The organism is Thiothrix sp., from assembly GCF_028714775.1.
GTDB lineage: Bacteria > Pseudomonadota > Gammaproteobacteria > Thiotrichales > Thiotrichaceae > Thiothrix.
The window spans coordinates 38,224-55,131 of the sequence record NZ_JAQTLS010000004.1 but is presented as its reverse complement, the minus strand read 5'-3'; the positions used below and the strand labels follow the sequence as shown (position 1 = coordinate 55,131).

General features: G+C 51.8%; 17 protein-coding genes and 1 pseudogene. 8 read left to right on the top strand and 10 right to left on the bottom strand.

Annotated elements, in window-relative coordinates; genetic code table 11:
• Both PHE17_RS04400 and PHE17_RS04395 read right to left on the bottom strand, forming a co-directional pair.
• A partial coding sequence (locus PHE17_RS04400; RefSeq protein WP_301014602.1) for a C1 family peptidase occupies positions 1 to 1,323 on the bottom strand: 1,323 nt, incomplete at its 3' end.
• 186 nt (positions 1,324 to 1,509) lie between these two features.
• Positions 1,510 to 2,001, bottom strand: a complete 492-nt coding sequence (locus PHE17_RS04395) for a hypothetical protein (RefSeq protein ID WP_301014601.1) — start codon at positions 1,999 to 2,001, stop codon at positions 1,510 to 1,512.
• A 95-nt stretch (positions 2,002 to 2,096) separates the two neighbouring features.
• Between PHE17_RS04395 and PHE17_RS04390 the strand changes: the two genes are divergently transcribed.
• On the top strand, positions 2,097 to 2,531 hold the full coding sequence (locus tag PHE17_RS04390; protein WP_301014600.1) for a hypothetical protein: 435 nt from the start codon (positions 2,097 to 2,099) through the stop codon (positions 2,529 to 2,531).
• A gap of 441 nt (positions 2,532 to 2,972) precedes the next feature.
• Here the strand turns inward: PHE17_RS04390 and PHE17_RS04385 are convergent, their stop codons facing one another.
• Positions 2,973 to 3,719, bottom strand: a complete 747-nt coding sequence (locus PHE17_RS04385) for a carbonic anhydrase family protein (RefSeq protein WP_301014599.1) — start codon at positions 3,717 to 3,719, stop codon at positions 2,973 to 2,975.
• A gap of 185 nt (positions 3,720 to 3,904) precedes the next feature.
• Here PHE17_RS04385 and PHE17_RS04380 point away from each other — a divergent pair, with 185 nt between their 5' ends.
• Complete coding sequence (locus PHE17_RS04380) at positions 3,905 to 4,405, top strand: hypothetical protein (protein ID WP_301014598.1); 501 nt, start codon at positions 3,905 to 3,907, stop codon at positions 4,403 to 4,405.
• Positions 4,406 to 4,465: 60 nt separating this feature from the next.
• On the opposite strand, the gene PHE17_RS04375 is transcribed toward PHE17_RS04380, so the two are convergent.
• A complete protein-coding gene (locus PHE17_RS04375; protein WP_301014597.1) occupies positions 4,466 to 5,269 on the bottom strand; it encodes a hypothetical protein in 804 nt (267 codons plus the stop codon).
• A gap of 42 nt (positions 5,270 to 5,311) precedes the next feature.
• The gene (locus tag PHE17_RS04370; RefSeq protein WP_301014596.1) at positions 5,312 to 6,934 is read right to left on the bottom strand and encodes an SUMF1/EgtB/PvdO family nonheme iron enzyme; all 1,623 of its coding nucleotides are present in this window, start codon (positions 6,932 to 6,934) and stop codon (positions 5,312 to 5,314) included.
• Between the two features lie 220 nt (positions 6,935 to 7,154).
• Here PHE17_RS04370 and PHE17_RS04365 point away from each other — a divergent pair, with 220 nt between their 5' ends.
• Entirely contained in the window at positions 7,155 to 8,141 is a 987-nt protein-coding gene (locus PHE17_RS04365) for a hypothetical protein (protein WP_301014595.1), read from the top strand.
• A 112-nt stretch (positions 8,142 to 8,253) separates the two neighbouring features.
• Positions 8,254 to 9,411, top strand: a complete 1,158-nt coding sequence (locus PHE17_RS04360; RefSeq protein ID WP_301014594.1) for a TMEM43 family protein — start codon at positions 8,254 to 8,256, stop codon at positions 9,409 to 9,411.
• A 64-nt stretch (positions 9,412 to 9,475) separates the two neighbouring features.
• Here PHE17_RS04360 and PHE17_RS04355 read toward each other — a convergent pair whose 3' ends face one another.
• Positions 9,476 to 9,832, bottom strand: coding sequence for a hypothetical protein (locus tag PHE17_RS04355; RefSeq protein WP_301014593.1), 357 nt, complete (start codon positions 9,830 to 9,832; stop codon positions 9,476 to 9,478).
• A 171-nt stretch (positions 9,833 to 10,003) separates the two neighbouring features.
• Between PHE17_RS04355 and PHE17_RS04350 the strand changes: the two genes are divergently transcribed.
• The 4 genes and pseudogenes from PHE17_RS04350 (at position 10,004) to PHE17_RS04335 (ending at position 15,018) form a co-directional block, all read left to right on the top strand.
• Positions 10,004 to 10,294 carry an HdeA/HdeB family chaperone gene (locus PHE17_RS04350; RefSeq protein ID WP_301014592.1) on the top strand — a complete coding sequence of 97 codons (291 nt, stop codon included), beginning with the start codon at positions 10,004 to 10,006 and terminating at the stop codon, positions 10,292 to 10,294.
• A 174-nt stretch (positions 10,295 to 10,468) separates the two neighbouring features.
• Positions 10,469 to 10,936 (top strand): annotated as a pseudogene (locus PHE17_RS04345) (YiiX/YebB-like N1pC/P60 family cysteine hydrolase); the annotation flags it as partial.
• A 355-nt stretch (positions 10,937 to 11,291) separates the two neighbouring features.
• Complete coding sequence (locus PHE17_RS04340) at positions 11,292 to 13,559, top strand: acyl-CoA dehydrogenase (RefSeq protein ID WP_301014591.1); 2,268 nt, start codon at positions 11,292 to 11,294, stop codon at positions 13,557 to 13,559.
• 613 nt (positions 13,560 to 14,172) lie between these two features.
• Positions 14,173 to 15,018 (top strand): tetratricopeptide repeat protein, encoded by an 846-nt coding sequence (locus tag PHE17_RS04335; RefSeq protein WP_301014590.1) that lies wholly within the window; start codon positions 14,173 to 14,175, stop codon positions 15,016 to 15,018.
• A gap of 67 nt (positions 15,019 to 15,085) precedes the next feature.
• Here PHE17_RS04335 and PHE17_RS04330 read toward each other — a convergent pair whose 3' ends face one another.
• The 4 genes from PHE17_RS04330 to PHE17_RS04315 form a co-directional block, all read right to left on the bottom strand.
• On the bottom strand, positions 15,086 to 15,442 hold the full coding sequence (locus PHE17_RS04330; RefSeq protein WP_301014589.1) for a hypothetical protein: 357 nt from the start codon (positions 15,440 to 15,442) through the stop codon (positions 15,086 to 15,088).
• A 138-nt stretch (positions 15,443 to 15,580) separates the two neighbouring features.
• The gene (locus tag PHE17_RS04325; RefSeq protein ID WP_301014588.1) at positions 15,581 to 16,186 is read right to left on the bottom strand and encodes a hypothetical protein; all 606 of its coding nucleotides are present in this window, start codon (positions 16,184 to 16,186) and stop codon (positions 15,581 to 15,583) included.
• Positions 16,187 to 16,264: 78 nt separating this feature from the next.
• The gene (locus tag PHE17_RS04320) at positions 16,265 to 16,540 is read right to left on the bottom strand and encodes a helix-turn-helix transcriptional regulator (RefSeq protein ID WP_301014587.1); all 276 of its coding nucleotides are present in this window, start codon (positions 16,538 to 16,540) and stop codon (positions 16,265 to 16,267) included.
• Positions 16,537 to 16,827 (bottom strand): type II toxin-antitoxin system RelE/ParE family toxin, encoded by a 291-nt coding sequence (locus PHE17_RS04315; RefSeq protein WP_301014586.1) that lies wholly within the window; start codon positions 16,825 to 16,827, stop codon positions 16,537 to 16,539. Before PHE17_RS04315 ends, PHE17_RS04320 begins: the two co-directional genes overlap by 4 nt.
• Positions 16,828 to 16,908 lie beyond the last annotated feature (81 nt).

Genomic DNA, 16,908 nt, shown 5'->3' with positions numbered 1-16,908 from the left:
CTCTTCTTCCTCTGACTCCTCGTCATCGGATTCCTCATCGTCTTCCGATTCTTCGTCGTCAACTTCCTCTTCTTCCTCTGACTCCTCGTCATCGGATTCCTCATCGTCTTCCGATTCTTCGTCGTCAACTTCCTCTTCTTCCTCTGACTCCTCGTCATCGGATTCCTCATCGTCTTCCGATTCTTCGTCGTCAGCTTCCTCTTCTTCCTCGGATTCGTCTTCGTCAGACTCTTCGTCATCGGCTTCTTCGGACTCTTCCTCTTCCTCGTATTCTTCGCTGGACGATTCATACGAGTAGAATTCTTCAGTCTCTTCCATGTACTCGGACACGTACTCTATCGTTTCAGAGTACGTTGTATATTCATCCGGCACATAGTCGGAATAATCCAGATCATCGGACAGATCGAAAAAGACCAAATCAAGCAGGTCATAGGCATCAAACGAGTACGGATTAATATTAAAGTTAGGTTTATTTTTAATGATGGATTTATTATTGTCATCCCAACCTTCTTCCGGCGTAGGGATATTTTCCGCTGCACGGATAATCCAAGAATCCCCCAGATTAAGTTTTTCACTCATCAAGTAATTGTAAGGAATGTAACAATATCCGCGTTCACCCCAACTATCCCCCCACGAGTTCCTGACAATAAATGCCTCATCCACATCGGAATAACCCACGCACAACATGGCATGAAGCCGATGTTCACCCCGACCAGCATCCGAAGGCGCAGGCATAGGAACAACACCGCCTTGTTTCTTACAATCGTCAAAGGAATCAAACAAAGCGCAGCCAAACACAATCGGGTAGCCTTCAGCCAAACAGCTTTTCCACTTATCCAACTGGGTTGGGAGATTTTGCATCTGCAAGACCTTGAAACGTGATGCCTCACTATAAGCCGCATCTTCTGGCTTATCCAGCACCGCTTTGACGTTATAAGGCCATGATTTTTCGGTACATGCACCAAACGTTTGCAAACTTTCCATCCCATATTGGATGCGGCTACCCGTCACCTTATTTTGGTTGCCTGCCCGCCAGCGGGCGTTGTAATAAATAAACAAGCGGCTAATATCGACTTCTGCGCCTTGTAAATGGCGTTTAATCAAATATTCATAAGCACCAGCAATGGCATTAGCAGTACAAGAACCAATTGACCCCTGATTTTCCACGGGAGTCATAAACGGGCGTAAATCTACTTTGCGGGGTAAATCTGCTTCGCTAACGACAGACGGCTCGTATTGCTCTGCTGCCGGATTAGCGTTCATGAACTGATAACCAGTGTCACCGTTTGTGCCTGATTTTCCCTTGGATTTAAGCTCTGACATACCATCCACTCCTTATATTTCACTTCTTTGGTGGGGAGATGCTAATTTGATTATTTGCTATGCAGTCACGCACCCGCATTGCTCCCTCGGGATTGATTTTGGCACGTAAAACGCAGAGTTTCCAACTTTATAAGTTATATGTTTTGTATATTAATATTTGCTTAAATACTTTAATAGCACCAATCCCTAACCCAGCCGCTGCTCCAAGCGTTTACGTAACGCCAGCGCCTCAGCCTCACTTGGATAAACGCCGAGTGAAAGGCTTTTTCCCCGCTTCGTCATTCCCTTCAGATGCCACTGCGGCGGCAAAGCTGTGACGCCGACGGTTCCTTGAGTGCGCGGAGTAACCATCACGGGAAATTCTTGTGTCACGGAAAACCCCGCCCACTCATCTATCCCGATCCGGCGGTAAACCCACGGCCATTTCAGCCCCCACGCAATGCTCAAACAGGCATCAGTTTCGTCCAAGCGCACAACACGCGGGCGCAGGGCAATCCCCATGAACAGAGCGCCAAGCACAAAAAGCCACCATTGACGCAGGATACACATCGGGCATCCTGCAACCAACATGATCAGTGGGAAGAGTAAAAACATGAGTCCAGCGAAGGCAAACGGCATGAACACTGGCACAAACAGGCGTTTATTAAGGATGCGGGGGGCAGGTCTGGAAGTATTCATGGAATGGTGCGCCATACTGGATTTAGAGGAATTGTTTGAACATTTCCCGTGAATAATTATAGACTTCACTTATCCTGTCAAAGCATTTGTAACCCATGCCACCGACCATACCCGATAGCTCCAGCAGCAACACCGACCGTCCAGCACCTCCTGCTGAACTATCCAACATGATCCAAAACCGGATCGCTGAGCTGAACCCCAAAGGGCTTGGGGATGGCCCAATCGAAACCTGCAAGGAACGGCTCAACGCCCTCCCGCTTCATGCCAATCTGGTCTACCTCTGGGCTATCCGACCCGATGGCATTTTGCTCTGTCTGGATCATGGGGCGTTCAACTACCCGACCGAACCGGAAACAGACCCCCTAATCATCTACGCTGCCCTGCTCCACGGCACGGCGATTTACCCCGAACTCCGTACACTGATCCCGCCCCGCCCACCACTCGCACGGCTTTGTGGTGAATGCCACGGGACGGGGATGCAGGATGCTGCAACTTTTTGTTTGGGGTGCAGGGGATTAGGCTGGGTCTAAATTTAAGCGGCGGCATAAACCCCCTGCTCTTCGCGCACCATCCCCAACGCGACTAAGATCAGTAACAGCAATAAACCGGATATTGGCGTTCAGGACATCACCCTTTATACTGAAAATCAACGCTGCCTCATCATGCTCAACGAAATTGATGAAGAGGGTGAATACCAAGTCAGGACACTTACCAACACTGACTGTCCCAACGGACTAGAATCGTTTCATGGTAAACCTTTTCCGGCACATGCCATAACTCGTGATTTTCAAACAGTGGTTAGCATTTTTGAAGAGTTTGCCGTCAAGGGAGATGTATCGTGTGCGCTTACCTGATCAAGTAATCCGCACTTGCTAACGTGAAAAAACCAAAAAGAAGCGGAACAATTTTCAGTTGCCGCTTCTTTTGTTTGGAGTCAGGTATTTTGTGGGCTTAGCAAGTCATCCACGACATTACTTCAATACCGTGCGGGCATTCACTGGCTGTACCGGGCGATTGTTCGGATGCCCCATGATCTGGGAGAACTTCTCAATTTGTGCTTTGGAGGCACTGACTGGCTGCTTCATCACCAGCCAAACCACCCCTTCAGTACACGGTGGCGTGGTCAAGGAGCCATTGAAGCGGTAGTAATCATGCTTGGCAGGCAACAGTTTGGAAGCATCCACCTTGGTCGTCAAAGCAACTTTTTCTTCGGCTTTAGCAGGAATTTGTGACCAGAATTGGTTCAACCCCGGATTGTCTGTAGCACTTTCGGTGAACATGAGTGCCAACACAGCCAAATTGCCATCTTTGTCAGCGTGTACCAGATGCGCCTCCATCGGGTATTGTTTGCTGTCAATTTCATTTTCACTGGGGGCGTGGAAGTGGAACTGTTTCAGTTCATACGAATACCCATCCAGCGTTAGCGTATTGCCGGGTTCATAGCTCACCTGAACGGTATGCCCATTATTGAGCACTTCCTTGCCGCCTGCCTTGTACGCTAGTGCCAAGGGGGAAAGTTGCGCCTCGATTTCATGCTGACTGTCGAGATTGATGGGGGATTGGTTTTTGCCAACGGTACACATTCGATAACTGTCGGCGAGTTCGCCCCAATGTTCTGGGCCTTCCGCCCCCTCATACGTCCAGTGGGTGGGCTTTTCCTGTACGTGGGCGCACCCAGCAGACAGTAATAACATTCCAGTAGCTAACCATGGTTTCATATCGTATCTCCAACTTTTAGATAAATTTTTACTCGCAAAAAATGGGGTGCGATTATAAGTGCTGTTTCAGAAATGTAACCCAAAGCTGCAATGAAAGCAGTAAATTTAAGGGCAATTGCACCCAAACTAAATAAGCATACGATAGCAAGCAGGCAATAATCACCACAGTCACAGGAGTACACGTTATGCCAAAACGTTGGTTACAAATAAAAGGCGACCCTTCCGTCCGTGCATTTCTGTTCCAACAAGAACGCCAAGTCAGCTTGTTTGACGAGAATATTGATAAGCTACACCGTATTATGTATGCCCTCGCCACCCGTAAAGGCGTGTTCAACATCAAGGTACACTACTCATCTTCCCAATTGAGTTGCTGGTTCTTTGATGACCCGTACAGTTACAAAATTTACGTGAAAGAAGAGGTCTTTGAGAGTGGCTTTCTCGACAGTTTTCCTACCATGAGTTATGAAGGGCGGCAACCTCGTATTGACCGCCACGGTATTGAACCGATCTTCGATGAATTTAAACGCTTGCGGCTGTCGGACGAGCAAATTTATTTACGCAGCGCATCCATCAACCGGATCAATGGCATGATCGGCATGAATTTTTCCTGCGACGGTAGCCACTACATTGAACACGAGGAATTTTTCCGGCGATTAAAAGAATTCGGCGCGACCAATGAACACTGACGCGCCCCATGAAATTCACCCCATCCTGTTATCAGGACGGGGCATGTTAGCTTTTAGGTTTTAGAACCCTGCCCTTTCCCACTTAACGCCCGTCCATTCGGAAACCGCCTCAGCATCTAGCGGCGCACCAAGCGTTTTACATTCATTAGAGAAAACAATATCGCCTTCCCGCATGGACTTTCTAATATCCCGCACCGTAAGGGTATCGCTGCTTTCCGGGGTCTGATTCCCTTCACTGTTGGTGGCTTTGAATTGCCGGAAGCTGGTCAATTCATAAGTGAAATTACCGCCATTTGAAAAGCTCATGTAATTGTATTCCGCACTGTCATCTTTGCTGTGCTGGAGACTTAATTCTTGCGGGAAACTTTTTTTCTTGGCAGGGACAGACAATTCAACTTTACCAATTTTGCCAAAGCGGTATTGCAAATACCCAGAATGGGAGGACACATCATCCGATGCGCACACAGAGACGGTTTTTTTATTTTTCAACTCACAAGAAAATACCGTAAGTTCATCGTCGGCACAATGTGTGGCGCTATCCGCACCTAACAGCTCAATTTCATCGAAGGATTCCATATCCCCCATGTTGTTGCCGCTGCCGTCAACTTGCGTACCCGTGCCGACCTTGATTTTGACCTGCGTGCCTTTAAAGCTGTCAGGCATGGCGGTTTCCGCATTCCAGCTTTCGCACAGCGTGGCGGTACACAGCCCCGTGTGTTCTTCGCCGCTTGCATCCATAACGGTCAAGTAGCAGTTGTCACCGCACTCGTACCCCGTAATTTTTCCCTCAAGGCTAGCGGCACTGGCGGGTAAGGCAAAACCACCTACCGCAGCCAATAAAAGTATCGTGTTCAGTGTTCTCATGGTTTTCCCTCACATTACATTGGTGGACTGTCGTTAAAAAAATTAATCATGGGCAAGACGTAAGCCCACGTTGAAAGTGCTGTTATCCGGCGTGCTGATGTGGCGGTAAGCGGAGCGCAAAAACCCCGCTGCGTTGTACCACGAGCCACCACGCAACACGCGGTTAGCGCCGGAGCTTGCGCCCGTTGGGTCTGCCTGCGGTTCGGCGGCATATGCACCCTTCCAATCCTGCACCCACTCCCACACATTGCCGTGCATGTCATACAGGCCAAAGGAGTTGGCGGCAAAACTGCCGACTGGCGACGGAGAATCAAACGTTTCACCGCACGAATCTTCGTAACAGTTCGCGTTGTCCTTGCCGATGCCATTGCCCCACGGGTAAGCGCTCGCCGTGCCTGCACGGGCGGCATATTCCCATTCAGCCTCGGTCGGCAAGCGATAATTTTTCCCCGTTTCCTGATTTAACCACGGAATGTATTGCAGGGTAACGTCATCCCAACTGACGTTGATTACCGGCAGATCACCGCGTCCCCAACCTTCATCGTCGGCATGGGGGCAGGCATCGGCCTTTTCACAGGCATCCCATTGGTCAAACATCACTTCCGTTTTCGCCAGTTGGAAAGCACTGATGCTGACTTCGTGGGCAGGTTTTTCGCCGCTATTGCAATCACCGTCCACGTCATCGCGCCCTGCCTTGCAGCCCATCGTGAACTTGCCGCTGGGGATTGCCACCATTTCAGGCTCGAAAGGAAGGCGGGCAGGCGGTGCTGCTGCCACTGGCTTTGCGGCTGTCGGCAAGGATACGGGTGAGGCTTGGGCAGGTTGCCCACACCCGGCGAAACAGAAACGCGCCAGCAGGGAACTGGATTCCCACGGCACTTGCTTCTTGCCCTCCCGTTCGGATTGTTGCAACACCCCCAAACGTGTCAGGCGTAGGGTTTCGCCAATGTCGATCCCTGGTGTCTTGATGTGCTGGAGCAAATGACTGGTAAACAGGCCGTTATCGCCCGTGCCATCCGCTGCCACATCGCCCGGTGAGGTGGCGTAAATAATCACAGTCCCGGTCGGTGCATCCATCCTTGCCAGTCCTTTGGTGCTGCTGCGAAAACTGCGCGAAAACGGGTTATTGCGGCAAGCATCAAGGATCAGGATGTTCAAGCCGTTGCGGGCGCTTTCCATTTTTGCCAGCACCAGATCGGCATCCACCGCCGCATCCGCCACCTCATCTTCATACTGGATTTCCGCCCCAATTGGGATCAGGTAGTTTTTGCCGCCGACTTGAGTACCATGCCCCGAGAAATAGAATAGCCCCACGCTGTTGCTATCCAAACGTTCACCAAAGCGGCGGATGGCAGCCTTGATGCCTTTTTGGTCGAGGTTGGTTGCTTTCATGACCTCAAAGCCCAAGCCACGCAGAGCCTCCGCCATTTTGTCCGCATCGTTAACCGGATTGCGCAAGGGTGAATCTGCATACGCCTGATTCCCGATAACCAAAGCCACCCGCTTACCGTCAGCCTCGGCATCAACGGCAGCAGGCACGGGAGACGGCGTGGACGACGGCAATACCTTCAACTCGCCGCGCTGTTCCTGTTGCGCTGGCTGTTTCTCACCGCAACCGACTAATAATGCAGCCAATAAGAAAAAAGCCGTTATGCTTAATTTCACCACAACATCACCTGTTTATACACACTTCATTGCCAGTATACAGACCCATGCTTATATCGCTAGATACAATCCTAGCAAAAAACACAATGACATTTCTCAAATTTATTGATAAATTCGACTTACTATCTTCTGGCCTTATAGTGTGCTCAGGTTTTTTGCGAGAAGAAGATATGTGCGTTCAAAAGATATTTCCGAACCAACCATATAAGCAGCCATTACCATGAAAAAATCACTTGTACTTTGTTTGCTCGCCTTATTAAGCTCCCCATTCGTCATGGCGGATCAATCCATTAACTTCCCTGAAAATGCCCCGCAGCTCGACGTAGCATTCCCAGACGACTGGGAACTCAAGCCGAAGGAAGGCGTACTGTTTGCCCACCCCAAGGATGATGCCAGCTTCTTCATGGAACTCTCTAAGCTCGAAGCCGACAAGGATCACCCTGACAAGGCAATGGAAGAAGCCAAAGCCTCTATCGAAGACAGCTTCAAGAACGTCACTTACGACGAAAAGCCAACCGAAGGCGAAAATCCGGGCGTGACCTTGCAAGTACTCAATGCCAAAGGCGAAGATGAAGACGGCAAAGCGAACATTAACCTCATTCTCGCCAACCACACAGAATCTGGCGACACTTACATGCTGCTGTGGGTTTCCTCCCAAGAAGCCTTTGAAAAGCACGCTGAAATTGCCGCAAAAGTTATCGAGTCAATCAAAGCCCACGGCGGCGGCGATGCGGACAAAGGCGACGACAAAGCAAGCGCTGAGCAAACCTACAGCTACCCAGACAAAGACAAACCGCTCTTTACCGTCGACTTCCCGGCTGATTGGCACGTGACGCCTGATTCCGAAGGTGCTTACGTGGAATCCCCCGACAAACTGGTTGCGATGAATGTACTGCTGATCGACCAAGGCGAACTGGATGTTGCTGTCGAAAAAATGAAAAAGGACGTAGGCGCGAAGTATGAAAGCATCGTGTGGAATGAAGGCAAAGACCCCGAAGTTGCAAAGGATGATGCTTTGGGCGTTACCGCGACCTATAACAACGGGCAGGCAGAAGCGAAAGGCGTCAAGTACTTCGTGAACTTCGTCGAGTATGCCAAAAAGGACGGCGAAAAATTCCTCGTGCTCATCAACCAAGCACCGAAAAAGGCGTTAGAAACACACGCCGACGCGATAGAAAAAACCCTCAAGTCCATCAAAGTCAAATAAGGGCTTATGCCGCCAATGGCCTGATTCCCCCTTGCCTTGCTGACATCGCAAGGGGAGAACCGTTACACAACGACAAACACCTGACTTAACAATCAGTTGAAGGATGTGTCAAATGTCGAATGATAATTTCACCGAAGTGACTTCTGAATCGTGGTTCAGCCGTCTTGGCGGCGCAATCAAAGGGATATTGGTCGGTATTGTACTGATTATCGTCGCCTTGGTGCTGCTGTTCTGGAATGAAGGCCGATCCGTCAAAGAATACAAAACACTCAAGGAAGGAGCGGGTTCTGTCATCTCAGTCGCTTCCGACGCTGTTGACCCTGCCAATGCAGGCAAACTGATCCATACCACCGGGAAAGCTGATACAAAAGCTGTACTGAATGACCCTATTTTTGGGGTATCCGCCAATGCCTTACAACTGCGGCGGGTAGCGGAGATGTACCAATGGAAGGAAACCTCACACAGCGAAACCCAGAAAAAGCTCGGCGGTGGCGAAGAAACCAAGACCACTTACTCATACGAAAAAACCTGGTCGGCAAGCGCAATCAACTCCGGTGATTTCAGAATTCCAGAAGAACACCAGAACCCTGCGACCATGCCCTACGAGTCCAGCACGCAGCTTGCGGATACGGTTTCCCTTGGGAAATTCAGCCTCCCCGCTTCCCTTGTGGAGCGGATTGATGAAACAAAACCCCTTGTTATTCAAGCGGCTGATATTAAAAAGATGGAACTTCCCACCGGAATAAAGTTACAGGCAGGTGGCTTTTACAGCGGAATGAACCCGGCAGCACCAAAGATTGGGGATCAACGCATCACCTTTGAAGTGGTGAACCCGATGGAAGTCAGCGTCATTGCCAAGCAGGTGCGGGATACGTTTGAGCCTTACGCCACCAGCGCGGGCGGGGAAATCGAACTGCTGGAAACGGGCATCCACAGCGCTGATGCCATCATCCAACATGCGCAAGAAAGTAACACCCTAATGACATGGATTATCCGGCTCATTGGATTCATCCTGCTCGTTATTGGGATTAATATGGAATTCAAGGTGCTCTCTGTCATTGCCGACGTATTGCCTATTGCAGGCGATATTATTGGGGCTGGCACGGGAATCATTGCATTTTTATTAGCGGTCATCCTCGCCTTAGCGACGATTGCTATTGCATGGATTTTCTACCGCCCATTATTAGCCATTATTTTGCTGGCAGCGGTCGTTGGTGTAATAACCGTAATCAAATTAAAACTGAACAAGCAACCTAAAGTAGCGGCGTAACAGCCTTATACAGCCCTTGCACCATTTTGATGCAAGGGCTTTTAGTTAATGCACCAATAATAACTTACATATAATCCGTGTCGGTAAGTTCAATTTCATTAAAGGCATCGGTCGTGCCCATCACATTGCCTTCGCCATCAACCTGCGAACCTTCACCGACGGTGACTCTGACGTTCACACCGATCATGCTATCCGGTATTGCTGCGTCCGCATTCCAGCTTTCGCACATAGACGCCGTGCACAACCCGGTATATTCCTCGCCACCTGCTGCCATAATGGTCAAATAGCAGCTATCACCGCATTCGTACCGCGTAATTGAACCCTCCAGAACCGTGCCCACCTCAAGCGTAGGCTCAGCATTGGCGGATAGTGCAAAGCCACCCGCAACAACCAGCAGCAGCGTTGTCATCAATGTTTTCATGGTTTTTCCCTCGCGTTGACAAACTATCAGTAAAAGCTGGTTTTGTCACAAATTCAACGAAAATGCAAGGCAAAATACAATGAGCTTGATTAATATCATTGACAAATTGAATTGATCTAATTCTTAAACCTATGCTATGTTCGAGATTCTACTAAAGCGAGAGTGTATATTATGAAAAAGTTATTACTGGCATTGCTTTTATCCTGTGCGCCATTTGCGGCGGCTAATGCATGGGAGTTCGACATGAGCACGGTTACTTGCAAAGACATGGCTGAGGATGAAGAACTCGGCACAATGATGATTTTCTGGCTGGATGGTTATATCAGCGCCGAACAGAAAAACACCAACATCAGCGAAAAATGGATGGATACCTTGGGCAAAGGCTTGGGCGATGCCTGCGCTAAAGACCCCGACATGAAGCTGCTGGATATTGTGAAAAAGTCCGACGAAAACCACGGCTAAGCCAGCTTGCGGTGGCATGGCAGACTGAAACTGCCGTGCCACTCGCGTCATCTGCCACTCCCTCCTAATCCCCTGCCGTTATCAGTCACATTACCCCCGCCATTACCTGAGTATTACACTAAACTATAAGGTAGCGCAGGGTCTGCGTGTTATTCCCCCTGCGAAGGAGCGATCATGTTCCCACGCATCCGTACATCCACTTCCCGCCTAACCAACTGGCTTTGGCAACAGGGCATCGGCTGGCTAAACGCTACCCCACACGCTGAAGATTTCAGCCCGATCTGCAATTTTGAATTTCTTGAGCGCGAAATCCGCCCGGCGGACGTAATCCTGTTTGCGGGGCAATCACGGGTCAGCAAAGTCATCCAAAGCGTGGCGCTGTCACCGTGGACACACGCGGCGCTGTACGTCGGGCGCATCAATGACATCCGTGACCCCAAGGCACGTTCGCGGCTGGCGGCGTATTACGATGGCGACCTCGGCGAACCCTTGGTGATCGAATCGCTGCTGGGGCAAGGCACTATCGTGACCCCGCTGCGCGATTACCGCAAAGAACACCTGCGGATTTGCCGCCCCGCCGGGTTGACGTGGCAAGACACCGATAAAGTGGTGGAATTCGCCATTGAGCATCTGGGCATGGGCTATGACGTGCGCCAATTGCTCGACCTTGCGCGGTTCATGTTCCCGTATGCGATCTTGCCGCGCCGCTGGCGTTCCTGCCTATTCCAGCACAATGCCGGACAACCGACGCATATCGTGTGTTCGAGCATGATTGCCCGCTGTTTCCAGCAGGTGCATTACCCGATCCTGCCGCTGGTGCGCAATGCCCAAAATGAGGAACTGCGCTTTTACGAACGCAATTTCCGGCTTTTCACCCCCAGCGATTTCGACTATTCGCCCTATTTTACTGTGATTAAGTATCCAGCATGGAATACCGGCAGCGCACCTGCCTACCGCACCCTGCCGTGGTATCAAGAACCTGAAACGGAGGTAAGCCATGAACAGGTTAACCCGCCTACGCCACCAGTACTTCAGCCAACCCGTGTTGCGCCGCCTGAAACAGCAGTTGCCACCGATCTCACCGACCGAACAGGACGCACTGGACAGCGGCAACGTTTGGTGGGACTCCGAACTCTTCTCCGGCAAGCCGGATTGGTGTCGTTTGCACGACCTGTCGATCAGCAAACTCAGCACTGAGGAACAAGCCTTCCTCGACGGCGCGGTGGAAGACCTTTGCCGCGACCTTGACGACTGGCAGATTACCCACGAATTGTACGACCTGCCGCCTGCTATTTGGGCATTCCTCAAGCAACAGCGCTTTTTCGGCATGATCATCCCCAAGGCTTACGGTGGCTTGGGCTTTTCCGCGCTGGCGCATTCCGAAGTGGTGATGAAAATCGCCAGCCGCAGCATTACCGCCGCCGTCACGGTGATGGTTCCCAACTCGCTCGGCCCCGGCGAATTGCTGCTGAAATACGGCACACCCGCGCAAAAGGATTACTACTTACCGCGCTTGGCAGATGGGCGCGAAATCCCCTGCTTTGGCCTGACCGCACCGGAAGCAGGCAGCGATGCCAGCTCCATCCCCGATCACGGCATCGTCTGTCGGCAGGATTTCAACGGTGAAAAAGCCGTGCTAGGCATCCGCCTGAATTGGGAAAAACGCTACATCACGCTGGGGCCGGTGGCGACTTTACTGGGGCTGGCATTCCAGCTTTACGACCCGGAACACTTACTGGGCGACAAGGAAAACATCGGCATTACGGTGGCACTGATCCCCACTGACCATCCGGGCGTGGAAATCGGCACGCGCCATTTTCCGCTGGATATTCCCTTCCAGAACGGCCCCAACATCGGGCGCGATGTGTTCATCCCGCTGGGTTGGGTAATCGGCGGACAAGCGCAACTCGGGCACGGCTGGCGGATGTTGGTGGAATGCTTGGGCGAAGGGCGCGGCATTTCCCTGCCCGCACTGTCGACCGGCGCGGCGAAAATGACCGCACGTTATATCGGCGCGTATGCGCGGGTACGCCAGCAATTCGGGATGCCCATCGGCTATTTTGAAGGGGTGGAAGAGCCGCTCGCCCGCATTTTGGGCAACTGCTATTTGATGGATGCCGGACGCATTTTAACCGCGACCGCTATCGACCAAGGGCAACGCCCCGCAGTAGTGACAGCCATGCTGAAATACCAACTGACCGAACGGATGCGGCGGCTGGTGAATGACGCGATGGACATTTCCGGCGGCGCGGGCATTTGCATGGGGCCATCCAACTACTTGGCGCGGGCTTACCAATCCATCCCCATCGGCATTACCGTGGAAGGCGCGAACATCCTCACCCGTTCGCTGATCGTGTTTGGGCAAGGCGCGTTGCGTTGCCACCCTTTCTTACTGAAAGAAATGCAGGCCGCGCAACACGACGATGTAGCCGCATTCGACGCCGCCTTGATCGGGCACATCAAACACATTGCCGGAAACTTGGGGCGCAGCCTTTGGTATGGGCTGAGCAATGCGCTGCTGGTGGTTTCCGGCACGCCGCGCACCCGCCACCACTACCGCCACCTCGCCCGTTTGAGCAGTAACTTTGCCCTGCTGGCGGATTACGCCGCGCTCAGTTTGGGCGGCAGCTTGAAACGGCGCGAACGTCTCTCGGGGCGCATGGCAGACATCCTCGCCAACCTCTACCTGTGTTCCGCCACCCTCAAGCATTTCGAGGAACAAGGCGAGCCGGAAGCCGACCTGCCCTTGCTGGAATACGCTTGCACACTCACTATCCACCGGGCGCAACAGGCGATGCTGGCGGCTTTCCACAACTTACCGATGCCGTGGTTGGCGAAAACCTTGCGCACCTTGATGTTCCCGTATGGCAAACCGTTCAGCCCGCCGGATGACAAGCTGATCCACCAAGTAGCGCGGCTAGCGTTGGAACCTTCTGCTACCCGCGACCGCCTGACACGCGGCATTTACATCACCAACGACCCGCAAGACCGCATGGGGCGGATTGAGGATGCCTTACACAAAACCCTTGCCGCCGCCGAGTTGGAAAAGCAATTACGCAGTCTGATGAAATCCGGGCAACTCCACGCCCACACCACCGAAGCCGCGATCCAAGAAGCCAAGGACAAAGGTTTGCTGGATACCTTCAGCGCGGAAAAACTGCTGGCAGCACGGCGGGCGACGTTGAATGCGATCCGGGTGGATGATTTCCCTGCGTCGTATTTCCAGCAGACAAGCATTGTTGGCGCACGCGGTTACGGTAAGTGACAACCCGGTTTTTGATGTAATCGGACAGCACTGGTGGATAATCTGCCTCGTCAATGCAGCCGCTGATGTAGCCTTCCAACCGCTGCCAGTCAGCGGAGGTGCTGCATCCGTCATGCGCCAATGCCCCGCGCAAATCGGTGAAAATGTGGTAACGCGCCATCTCGCGCTGGCATAACAGGTTACGCAGCGGGTTCGCGGTGGAACGTTGCTGGCAATGCGCCATCACTTTCCCCCAGTCGTGTTGCTGCTGGGTGTACGGGTCGATGAAATCCGCCATCACCTGATCCAACCACACCGGGTTTTCAAATTCTGGCTTGTGCTGGCAGGCTTTCAGGGCAATGCAATGCTGGTTGCGCAGGAAGCCGTCGGTAGGGCTGGCGGCATCCAACGGCAGCATTTCCAACTCACGCACCCGCTGGTAACAAATGTCGGCGCTGCTGGCAACCACCGCCGTTGGTTTCCACACATTAGCTTGCGGAACAGCCGTACACCCCGTAAAAAATGTTGCGCACAAGGACAACAAAATAACCCGCCTGTCGTTAAAGCAAATACTCAAAGTCATGTTTTAATTTACGCTATGATCAGACCGACTTAACCTGCTAGGAAACAACACATGTTACAAAAACAATTGCTTGCCGTTGCAACACTTGCCCTGTTCACCGCAGCGCCTGCGTTTGCGGATTTTGCCAAGGGTGTCGCTGCTTATAATGCGCAGGATTACGCCACAGCACTCCATGAATTCCAGCCACTCGCCGAAAAAGGCAACGCATCCGCACAATTCAATTTGGGCTTTATGTACGAGAGCGGCAACGGGGTCAAGCAAGACCTGACTGAAGCCGCGAAGTGGTATGAAAAAGCCGCAGCGCAGGGCGACGTGGATTCACAGTTTGCCATTGCTATGGTGTATTACGAAGGTACTGGCGTCGCTCAAGACTACGCCAAAGCGCTGAAATGGTTCCAAAAAGCCGCCGACCAAGGCAACCAAAAAGCGCAATACAACCTCGGCATCATGTACAACCAAGGCCAAGGCACGAAAGAAGACCAAGCCAAAGCCCTGAAGTGGTACCAAAAATCGGCGGATAAAGGCTATGACCAAGCGCAGCTAAACCTTGGCACAATGTATTACGAAGGGATCGGTATCAAGCAAGATTCTGCCAAAGCCATTAAGTGGTTCACCAAAGCCGCTGACCAAGGCAACATCACCGCCCAACGCAACCTCGGTTCCATCTATTACGCGGGCTTAGGCACGAAAGCAGATGTGGCGAAAGCCGCCAAATGGTTCCAAAAAGCCGCAGACCAAAACGACGCCGAATCGCAATACAACCTCGGCATTATGTCCCACGAAGGTATCGGCGTGACCCAAGATGATGCTGCCGCCAGTCAGTGGTTCCAGAAAGCAGCCGACCAAGGCAATGAAGACGCCAAGAAAATGCTTGAAACGCTCAAGCCTGCAAAATAAGCAAGGCAACAAAAAAGGCGCGGTGTTCCTCGCGCCTTTTCCGTTTCAGGGAAGATGGGTTACGCCATCAACCGCAGGCTTGGCAACCGTTGTTAGCACTGCCGGAAGAGCAACTGCCAGAACCGCCGCTGTTGCCGGTTTGTGCTACGTTGCTGTTGTTACCCATCAAGGCTTGCAGGATTTGCTGAATAAGTTGGGTAATAAGCTCCTGCATATTGCCTGAACTGCCATTACTGCTATTGCTGCCGCCGCAGTTGCCGCCCCGCCCAGACTTGCTGCCGCCTTCTGATTTACCCGAGCCATGCCCGCTTAAAGCCTGCTGGAATGCCTGTATGCTGCTGGAGGAAGGGGAAGATGCAGATGATGATGCGCCCGACGCACCGCACCCTGAACTCAGGGAGTTGATTCCATTAATGCTACACATAATAACGACTCCATGTCGTGTGGTTGAAAAATCCTGTTGCTAGCAGTCTACACCATACCTCTGAAAGTCTGAGAAATCGGGCGGGCAGCCCATCGGTCGTTTACGTGCGTTTATCCGTTAGCGGCATTCGCGGCGGGCTTATGGGTTGTGCGCTTCCCAAGCTTTGCGCAATTCCTCCAGCTTCTGCTGGTAGGCTTGCACATCCCCATAATCGACAAATTGATGGGTAAAACGGTGCGGGTCGGGGCTACGACGGGCGTGTTTAATCGGACACCAGTACTGCTCAGTGCGGGCGCTGACTTCGCGCACATATTCAACCAAGCCGTTGCCGTAGCTGCAATACAGGCAGTTGAGCTTTTCCACCACGTTCAGGTAGGCCAGATGATGGCGGTCGATGAGGATGTAATCTGAACGCCGCACCCGTGGGATGCCATACACGCGGAAACACACCTGCTGGTACAACGTCACCGCCGCATCCAACAACACAAAGGGGATGATTACCGCGTAGATAATCGGGGCGGTCAGCACGGTAAGAATCTGGGCGGATTTCAGGTACTGCCAAAGCGGCGTGCGTTGCCCGTGCTGCAAAACACGGATACTTTCCTCGAAATACACCTTGCCGCGCTGAAACCCATATTGGAACTGGCTGCGCTTTTCCTCCAGCAGCTTGTCGATTTCCGCTTCAAGCTCTTGCTGTAGCGCTTGGGCTTTCTGGTAAAGCTCCGTGAGTGTGTCGATATTCATTGCTGCACCGCCATTCCTGAAGCTAAAGAAGGCAAGAGTGTAGCGTTAATTCTGCCAGCACACCAAACCACCCGACTATCAGCAAATACGGATTTCCAACCGCTTGCCTAGGGAGTGGGCAAATTTCTCAAGCGTGGAAAGTTTCACGTCTTCTGCATGGTTTTCCATTCTGGATATGGCAGATTTTCGGGTGTTCAAGGATACCGCAATAGCTTCTTGGGTAATGCCAGCAGCGATTCTAGCTTGCCGCAGCAAAACACCAATCTTGAAAGACTGGTAGCCTTTATCGAAATTGTCCGCGAATTGGGCATCTTGCTGTTTGCGGCGGCTGGTGTATTTCTGTAAATCACTCATGCTTTTCTCTCCAGATAGTCTTTCTTGCGGTCCCCTGCCAGAATAATCTCGGCTTTAGGCGTTTTCTGGGTCTTCTTTTGGAAACCATTGGTCAGGACGATTAGTTTTCCACCATCAAAGAATCCCAATAGCCGAAAAATATTGTTCCCCTGCTGCGCCCGGATTTCCCAAATATCATCGGTATTAACCAGCTTTTTCAGGTATGTCACAGGAACTTGTTCAACTTCTTCAATCAGTTGCATAACCCATGCAACTTTTTGCGCTTGTTTGCTGGTGAGGCTGTCCAAGAACGCTTCTATCGGGGATTCGCCGGATGACGTTTTGTAAAAGTGGATTTCTCTCATGGGCGAAATGTTAACTTACAAGTG

What these genes read in the sequence shown, in the direction of transcription:
- PHE17_RS04340 (WP_301014591.1), top strand. Translation starts at nt 11,292, where the DNA reads ATGAACAGGTTAACCCGCCTACGCCACCAGTACTTCAGCCAACCCGTG.
- PHE17_RS04380 (WP_301014598.1), top strand. Translation starts at nt 3,905, where the DNA reads ATGCCAAAACGTTGGTTACAAATAAAAGGCGACCCTTCCGTCCGTGCA.
- PHE17_RS04330 (WP_301014589.1), bottom strand. Translation starts at nt 15,442, where the DNA reads ATGTGTAGCATTAATGGAATCAACTCCCTGAGTTCAGGGTGCGGTGCG.
- PHE17_RS04325 (WP_301014588.1), bottom strand. Translation starts at nt 16,186, where the DNA reads ATGAATATCGACACACTCACGGAGCTTTACCAGAAAGCCCAAGCGCTA.
- PHE17_RS04365 (WP_301014595.1), top strand. Translation starts at nt 7,155, where the DNA reads ATGAAAAAATCACTTGTACTTTGTTTGCTCGCCTTATTAAGCTCCCCA.
- PHE17_RS04390 (WP_301014600.1), top strand. Translation starts at nt 2,097, where the DNA reads ATGCCACCGACCATACCCGATAGCTCCAGCAGCAACACCGACCGTCCA.
- PHE17_RS04335 (WP_301014590.1), top strand. Translation starts at nt 14,173, where the DNA reads ATGTTACAAAAACAATTGCTTGCCGTTGCAACACTTGCCCTGTTCACC.
- PHE17_RS04350 (WP_301014592.1), top strand. Translation starts at nt 10,004, where the DNA reads ATGAAAAAGTTATTACTGGCATTGCTTTTATCCTGTGCGCCATTTGCG.
- PHE17_RS04355 (WP_301014593.1), bottom strand. Translation starts at nt 9,832, where the DNA reads ATGAAAACATTGATGACAACGCTGCTGCTGGTTGTTGCGGGTGGCTTT.
- PHE17_RS04385 (WP_301014599.1), bottom strand. Translation starts at nt 3,719, where the DNA reads ATGAAACCATGGTTAGCTACTGGAATGTTATTACTGTCTGCTGGGTGC.
- PHE17_RS04375 (WP_301014597.1), bottom strand. Translation starts at nt 5,269, where the DNA reads ATGAGAACACTGAACACGATACTTTTATTGGCTGCGGTAGGTGGTTTT.
- PHE17_RS04395 (WP_301014601.1), bottom strand. Translation starts at nt 2,001, where the DNA reads ATGAATACTTCCAGACCTGCCCCCCGCATCCTTAATAAACGCCTGTTT.
- PHE17_RS04360 (WP_301014594.1), top strand. Translation starts at nt 8,254, where the DNA reads ATGTCGAATGATAATTTCACCGAAGTGACTTCTGAATCGTGGTTCAGC.
- PHE17_RS04320 (WP_301014587.1), bottom strand. Translation starts at nt 16,540, where the DNA reads ATGAGTGATTTACAGAAATACACCAGCCGCCGCAAACAGCAAGATGCC.